The sequence below is a fragment of the Mesorhizobium sp. M7A.F.Ca.CA.002.04.1.1 genome, from assembly GCF_004022805.1.
Taxonomy (GTDB): domain Bacteria; phylum Pseudomonadota; class Alphaproteobacteria; order Rhizobiales; family Rhizobiaceae; genus Mesorhizobium; species Mesorhizobium ciceri.
Window position 1 is genome coordinate 1 of sequence record NZ_RZPL01000317.1, and the last position, 6,215, is coordinate 6,215.

Genomic DNA, 6,215 nt, shown 5'->3' on the forward strand with positions numbered 1-6,215 from the left:
GGATGGGGCAGCCGGTGAACTTCCAGCGCGCGGCCCTTCGCATCACGAGCCGAACGCAACACCGCCTCGGCTTCGCGCACGATCTCATATTGTGGGTCGTCCCGATTGTCGGTCCAGCTCAGCACGACCACGCCGGGGCGCACGAAGCAGCAGACGTCGTCGACATGGCCGTCGGTCTCGTCGAAGGCAAAGCCGCGTGGCAGCCAGATGACGGTGTCGACACCGAGATAGTCGCCAAGCTGGCGCTCCACCTCGGCCTTGCCGAGATGAGCGTTGCGATTTCGGTTGAGCAGGCATTGCTCCGTCGTGATGAGCGTGCCCTGACCGTCGCACTGCAACCCGCCACCCTCGGCGATCAGAGGTGCGCGGTAGCGATCCATGTTCTCGATTTCGAGCACTTTTTGCGCCGCAAGGTCATCCAGGTCCCATGGCGAATAGAGGCCGCCGTCAAAACCGCCATAGGCGTTGAAGATCCAATCGACGCCACGCACGTCGCCTTGATCGTTGACGACGAAGTTGGGACCGCTGTCGCGCAGCCAGGAATCATTGGTGGACATCTCCACGACACGCACATGGCCAGGCAATCGCGCTCGGGCATTCTGCCACTGGCGAGCAGAAGCCGCCACCGTCACCGGCTCGCTTTGCGCGATCGCCGCGGCGACATCGGCGAACAGTTTTTGCGCGGGCTTGGCGCCGAGGCGCCAGGTGTCCGGCCGCTCCGGCCAGATCATCCAGCAGCCTGACTTGGGTTCGAATTCGCCGGGCGCGCGAAACCCATCCTGTTTCGGCCTTGTCGAGAGGGTTCGAGGCATCGGGGACCGCCGGGAAATGGAGTGATGACTTGCCCGGATCAGACTTTTTTGGGACCTTGTCCGTCAATGTCCCATTTGGGATATCGGTGTAGGCGGCTGGCACCTGTTGCGGAATGGCATTGCCTTCCCAAGGTGATCGGCGCAAATCTTGACCGGACGGCGCATGCCGGTGACGCAAGCAGTCGACGAAAGGGGAAAGCGGATGGATGCGACCGAACTGAAGGCCATGCAGGCGCCGCTGAAGCAGGCCTATCGTGACGACGCTTCGCAGGCCATGATCACGCTTCGCGCCAAGGGCTCGATCGACGACCAGTCGGTTGCCTGCAAGGTGGAGACGGGCAGGGCGCTCGCCATCGCCGGCCTGCATCCGGCAACAGGCGGCTCAGGCCTTGAGCTCTGCTCGGGCGACATGCTGCTGGAGGCGTTGGTCGCCTGCGCCGGGGTGACGCTGAAGGCGGTGGCGACGGCGCTCGAGTTCAAACTCGGCGCCGCCGCGGTAGAGGCTGAAGGCGATCTCGATTTTCGCGGCACGCTCGGTGTCGCCAAGGATGCGCCGGTCGGCTTTCGCGCCATCCGGCTCAATTTCAACCTCGACACCGATGAGCCGCAGGAGCGGATAGACTCGCTACTAAAGCTGACCGAGCGTTATTGCGTGGTATTCCAGACCATCAGCCAGAAGCCGGAACTGACGGTCAGCGCACGCCGCTGACGCCTACTGTGCTGACGGTTCTTCGGCGTCACCCTCGTCGGTGAAGGGCGAGGCGCTCGGCACGCATTGCACCGACCAGCCGGCTGGTGTCGGCTGCTTCTGATATTCGGTGATGGCGGCGGTGCATTGTTCGCGCTTGTCGAAGGTGCTGGGCAGCACGACCATGCCGCCTTGCGGACCGGCGATTACCAGATACCAGACCAACGCTGCTGCGGTCGTAGCCATGGGGATTTCCTTGTTCTGCCAGTTGGGCGCTTGTTGTGGGAGTCGCGGTGACCCTACCAACTCCAAGGAAATGACGAAAGCATGACCGCCGCACAGCTTCCCGCCGTCTCATCACAGCCGCGTGATGTGACGGCGGGTTTCCCAGCCCGATTTCGAAGCGCAATCGGCTCAGTTGGTGGCAAAACAATAGAACAAGCCATCGCCCCCGGTGCCCTTCAGCGCCTCTTGGCTGCAGCCGCCGCGCGAGGCGTGCGAGGAATTCCAGGATTTGGCGGCTGCAGAATCGTCGAGGCCCGTGCGATCATGATGGCCCATCATCGCGGCGCCTTCCGCCCCGCTCATCGTCCAGTCGCCGCAGGTCTGGTCGGCGATCTTGGTGCCGTCGGGCTTGGAGCCGGTCAGCACGTCGTGGCGGTTCGGCGTGTCACCGCGGCCGTTGACCACTTCGCCTTTCTCGTTGAGCGCCGTCTGCTTGGTGATGCCGTTGGCATCGCTGTGCAACGAGGCGACGTCGTCAGCGATCTTGACGCCCTTGGCGTTCACCCACGGCCCCTTGCCGATACGGTCGCGGGCGTCGGTGTCGCTGGTCGACAGATAGGCGGCCCAACTCTTGCCGGTGACGCCGGCGGCTTCCGCCAGCGATGCGCAATGCGCGTCAGCACCCTTGAGGCCGCCGAGGTCGGCACCCTTGCCGGAACCGACACTGGTGACGAAGAAGCTCATCTTGGCATCTTGCGAGTAAGCGGCGCCCGCGGCTGCGATCAGGATGGCCGCGGTGGCGAGAAGCAGTTTGCGCATGGTGGTTCCTCCGGTTTGGGCTTCGACTACGTCGAAGAAACGTTTCCGGAGGCCTGTTTAATCCCTACGCATGTCGCTTAAAAGTGCGCAGCGGTTTTTGGGAAACCGACATGCGTCAAAAAAAAGGCTCAACTTTTATTCCGGCTGCCTATAGGCGACGAAGCGATTGTGCTTGGCCTGGAAGATCAATCCGGTCTCTTTCAGGTCCGGGCTGGCCAGCGGCACGATGCGTTTGGCGATCTCGGAGGGATGCGGCAACGTCTCGGGATCTTCGCCCGGCACTGCCTGGGCCCGCATGGCGGTGCGGGTGGCGCCGGGGTCAGCGGCGTTCACCCTGAGCGGCAGGCTCTGCGTCTCATGCGCCCAGGAGCGCATCATCGTCTCCACCGCGGCCTTGGATGCCGCGTAGGGTGCCCAGAAGGCGCGCGCCGAGTGCGCGGCGTTGGAAGACAGGATGATCGCGCGGCCAGCATCGGAGAGCCGCAGCAGAGGGTCGACCGAGCGGATCAGCCGCCAGGTCGAGGTGACGTTGATGGTCATCACCTTCTCGAAGGTTTTTGCTTCGACATGACCGATCGGCGAGATGACGCCGAGCACGCCGGCATTGGCGACGAGAATGTCGAGCTTGCCCCAGCGTTCGTGGATGGCGCCGCCCAGGCGGTCGATGCCGGCCATGTCGGCGAGGTCGAGCGGCACCAGTGTCGCCTGGCCGCCGGCCGCCTTGATCTGGTCGTCGAGCTCTTCCAGCCCGCCGACAGTACGAGCCACCGCAATGACATGCGCGCCGGCGGCAGCCAATTCCTTGGCAATGAAATAGCCGATGCCGCGCGAGGCGCCGGTGACGACCGCAACGCGGCCGGAAAGGTCGAGGGTCATGCGATGGATTCCGGGAATTGACTAACGCTGATGGCGGTCCGGCCTACGTCCCGCTTGTCGCCAGCAGCGACAGCGTGCGCACATTGTCGTGGCCTTCGAAGTCGAGCAGGCGGGTCGGGTACTGGCCGGTGAAGCAGGCATCGCAGAATTGCGGCTGGTCGTTGTCGCGGCTGGCCTCGCCGACCGCGCGGTAGAGCCCGTCAATGGTGAGGAAGCCAAGCGAATCGACGCGAATGAACTCGGCCATCTCCTCGATCGACATGCGCGACGCCAGGAGCTTCGATTTCTCCGGCGTGTCGACACCGTAGAAGCAGGAGGCGCGTGTCGGCGGTGAGGCGATGCGCATATGCACCTCCTTGGCGCCGGCGTCGCGCACCATCTGCACGATCTTCTGGCTGGTGGTGCCGCGCACGATGCTGTCGTCGACCAGAACCACGCGCTTGCCTTCGATCATGCGCCGGTTGGCATTGTGCTTCAGCTTGACGCCCATATGGCGGATCGAATCGCCCGGCTGGATGAAGGTGCGGCCGACATAATGATTGCGGATGATGCCGAGCTCGAAGGGAATGCCGGCCGCCTGGCTGAAGCCGATCGCCGCCGGCGTGCCCGAATCCGGCACCGGCACGACGATGTCGGCCTCGACCGGGCTTTCGACCGCCAGCTCGGCGCCGATACGCTTGCGCACCTCATAGACGTTGCGGCCTTCGACCGAGGAATCCGGCCGCGCGAAATAGACATATTCGAAGATGCAGAAGCGGGTCTTCTGCGGCTCGAAGGGGAACAGGCTCTCGATGCCCTTGGACGTGACGACGACCATCTCGCCGGGCTTCAGGTCGCGCACGAAACGCGCACCGATGATGTCGAGCGCGCAGGTTTCAGAGGCCAGGATCCAGGCGCCGTCGAGATCGCCCAGCACCAGCGGCCGGATGCCGAGCGGATCGCGGCAGCCGATCATCTTCTTGGCCGTCATCGCCACCAGGGAGAAAGCGCCCTCGACCTGCCGCACCGCATCGATGAAACGCGAGTTCAAATCGCGCTCCTTGCTGGTGGCGACGAGGTGCAAAAGCGTCTCGGTATCGGAGGTGGAGGAGAAGATCGCGCCTTGCTTCTGCAGCGCGCGCTGCACGGTCATGGCGTTGGTCAGATTGCCGTTGTGGGCGACGGCGAAACCGCCATCGGCCAATTCGGCGAAAAAGGGCTGGATGTTGCGCATGCCGGCGCCGCCCGTGGTGGCGTAGCGCGTATGGCCAATGGCGCGGTTGCCTTGCAGGCTGTCGATGACGCGCTGCTTGGTGAAGGTGTCGCCGATCAGGCCGACATGGCGTTCGACATGGAACTGGCTGCCGTCATAGGAAACGATGCCGGCCGCTTCCTGGCCGCGATGCTGCAGCGCATGCAGGCCCAATGTAACGATGGCCGCAGCGTCCTGCCGGCCGAAAATGCCGAACACACCGCATTCGTCGTGGAAATGGTCGTCGGCCTCGGCGGAAAGCACGTCGTCTGCGTCTGCCATCTTAAGCTCCGCTAAAATCGCCATATAATGCGGGTTCGCGCCGAAAGCAACGCGGGCCGTGCAGTCGTTCACACCATCGTCAGATCCTGACGCCGTTTTTCGGCGTCAGTTTGCCGGTGCCGCCGGTGCCGGAGCGGCCGGGGCGTTGTTCGCCGGTGGTGTTGCGTCATTGTCGTCAGGCGCCGGCGTGTTGGTATCGTCGCCGCCCGCCGGAGCATCCGCCGCCGGTGCGTCCGGAGCAGCTGGCGTCTCGGCGGCCGGCTGATTCGGATTGAGCTTCTTGAGGATCGCGTTTTCCGGATCCTCGGGCAGCAGGCTTTCGAGCTTGGCGCCGATTTGTTCGAGCAGCGGCCGCGACTTGGCCTCGGTGACCCAGGCTGGTGCCTTGGCGCCGGCCAGCCAGTTGAAGAACAGCAGGGCGACGGCAACGACCAGGATGCCGCGCGCGGCGCCGTAAAGGAAACCGAGCGTACGATCGAGCGCGCCGATCCGGGAATCGATGATCCAGTCGGCGAGCTTCATGGTGATGACCGAGACGACGATCAGCGCGATGATGAAAACCACGCCGGCGGCGGCCGCCATGGCGACCTTTTCATTCTCGATGTAGGGAGCGAGGTAAGGCACGACCGGCTTGTAGAAGAAGAACGCCGCCGCTGCCGCCGCGGCCCAGGAGACGACGGACAGGACTTCGCGCGAGAAGCCGCGAACCATGGCGAGCATCGCCGAAACCAGAGTGAAGCCGACGAGAATTCCGTCAAGCAGCGTAATCGGCATGTCTTTCGCCCCACTCCATGAGCCGCATTATAGCGCCGAACATCGGGCTCTGGGTCCGATGCTCTAGTCTTCTTCGTCCACGCGGCTTCGGCGTGAGCCGGCTATGCGTGCCACGAGGTCGGCAAGCTCGGTCGGCTGGAAAGAACCGGCCCCGATCCCCCCGGCCAGTTCCCCGCTGCCCGAGGGCAGAACCGCGCTTCCAAAACCCAGCTTTTCGGCTTCCTTGAGGCGCTGTTGCGCATGCGCAACCGGCCTCACGGCGCCCGAAAGGCTGATTTCGCCGAAATAGACGCAATCGGCGGGAAGGGCAAGACCGGTGAGCGAGGAAACCAGGGCGGCCGCCACTGCGAGATCTGCCGCGGGCTCCGAAATCCGGTAGCCGCCGGCGACATTGAGATAGACATCATGGCTGCCGAATCGCACCCCGCAATGGGCTTCGAGAACCGCCAGGATCATCGACAGCCGGGCGCCGTCCCAGCCGACGACGGCGCGGCGCGGCGTGCCGAGC

8 protein-coding genes are annotated in these 6,215 nt (G+C 64.3%); 1 reads left to right on the forward strand and 7 read right to left on the reverse strand.

Annotated features, from left to right (window positions below; all coding sequences use genetic code 11):
* The coding region (aguA, locus tag ENZ75_RS17425; RefSeq protein WP_128278203.1) for an agmatine deiminase at positions 1-812 on the reverse strand (812 nt) is incomplete at its 3' end.
* Between the two features lie 202 nt (positions 813-1,014).
* Between aguA and ENZ75_RS17430 the strand changes: the two genes are divergently transcribed.
* Positions 1,015-1,521 carry an OsmC family protein gene (locus tag ENZ75_RS17430; protein ID WP_013532532.1) on the forward strand — a complete coding sequence of 169 codons (507 nt, stop codon included), beginning with the start codon at positions 1,015-1,017 and terminating at the stop codon, positions 1,519-1,521.
* Positions 1,522-1,524: 3 nt separating this feature from the next.
* Here the strand turns inward: ENZ75_RS17430 and ENZ75_RS17435 are convergent, their stop codons facing one another.
* From ENZ75_RS17435 to ENZ75_RS17460, 6 genes are all read right to left on the reverse strand, one after another.
* The gene (locus ENZ75_RS17435; RefSeq protein ID WP_013532531.1) at positions 1,525-1,746 is read right to left on the reverse strand and encodes a hypothetical protein; all 222 of its coding nucleotides are present in this window, start codon (positions 1,744-1,746) and stop codon (positions 1,525-1,527) included.
* 168 nt (positions 1,747-1,914) lie between these two features.
* On the reverse strand, positions 1,915-2,544 hold the full coding sequence (locus ENZ75_RS17440; protein WP_013532530.1) for a hypothetical protein: 630 nt from the start codon (positions 2,542-2,544) through the stop codon (positions 1,915-1,917).
* A 135-nt stretch (positions 2,545-2,679) separates the two neighbouring features.
* Positions 2,680-3,420, reverse strand: coding sequence for an SDR family NAD(P)-dependent oxidoreductase (locus ENZ75_RS17445; protein WP_013532529.1), 741 nt, complete (start codon positions 3,418-3,420; stop codon positions 2,680-2,682).
* A 43-nt stretch (positions 3,421-3,463) separates the two neighbouring features.
* Positions 3,464-4,933, reverse strand: a complete 1,470-nt coding sequence (purF, locus tag ENZ75_RS17450; protein ID WP_013532528.1) for an amidophosphoribosyltransferase — start codon at positions 4,931-4,933, stop codon at positions 3,464-3,466.
* Between the two features lie 105 nt (positions 4,934-5,038).
* On the reverse strand, positions 5,039-5,707 hold the full coding sequence (locus tag ENZ75_RS17455; RefSeq protein WP_013532527.1) for a CvpA family protein: 669 nt from the start codon (positions 5,705-5,707) through the stop codon (positions 5,039-5,041).
* A 63-nt stretch (positions 5,708-5,770) separates the two neighbouring features.
* On the reverse strand, positions 5,771-6,215 hold a 445-nt coding region (locus ENZ75_RS17460), incomplete at its 5' end, for a magnesium chelatase domain-containing protein (RefSeq protein ID WP_281061244.1).

Coding starts and splice junctions, on each gene's coding strand:
- ENZ75_RS17455 (WP_013532527.1), bottom strand. CDS start 5,707: ATGCCGATTACGCTGCTTGACGGAATTCTCGTCGGCTTCACTCTGGTT.
- purF (WP_013532528.1), bottom strand. CDS start 4,933: ATGGCAGACGCAGACGACGTGCTTTCCGCCGAGGCCGACGACCATTTC.
- ENZ75_RS17445 (WP_013532529.1), bottom strand. CDS start 3,420: ATGACCCTCGACCTTTCCGGCCGCGTTGCGGTCGTCACCGGCGCCTCG.
- ENZ75_RS17430 (WP_013532532.1), top strand. CDS start 1,015: ATGGATGCGACCGAACTGAAGGCCATGCAGGCGCCGCTGAAGCAGGCC.
- ENZ75_RS17440 (WP_013532530.1), bottom strand. CDS start 2,544: ATGCGCAAACTGCTTCTCGCCACCGCGGCCATCCTGATCGCAGCCGCG.
- ENZ75_RS17435 (WP_013532531.1), bottom strand. CDS start 1,746: ATGGCTACGACCGCAGCAGCGTTGGTCTGGTATCTGGTAATCGCCGGT.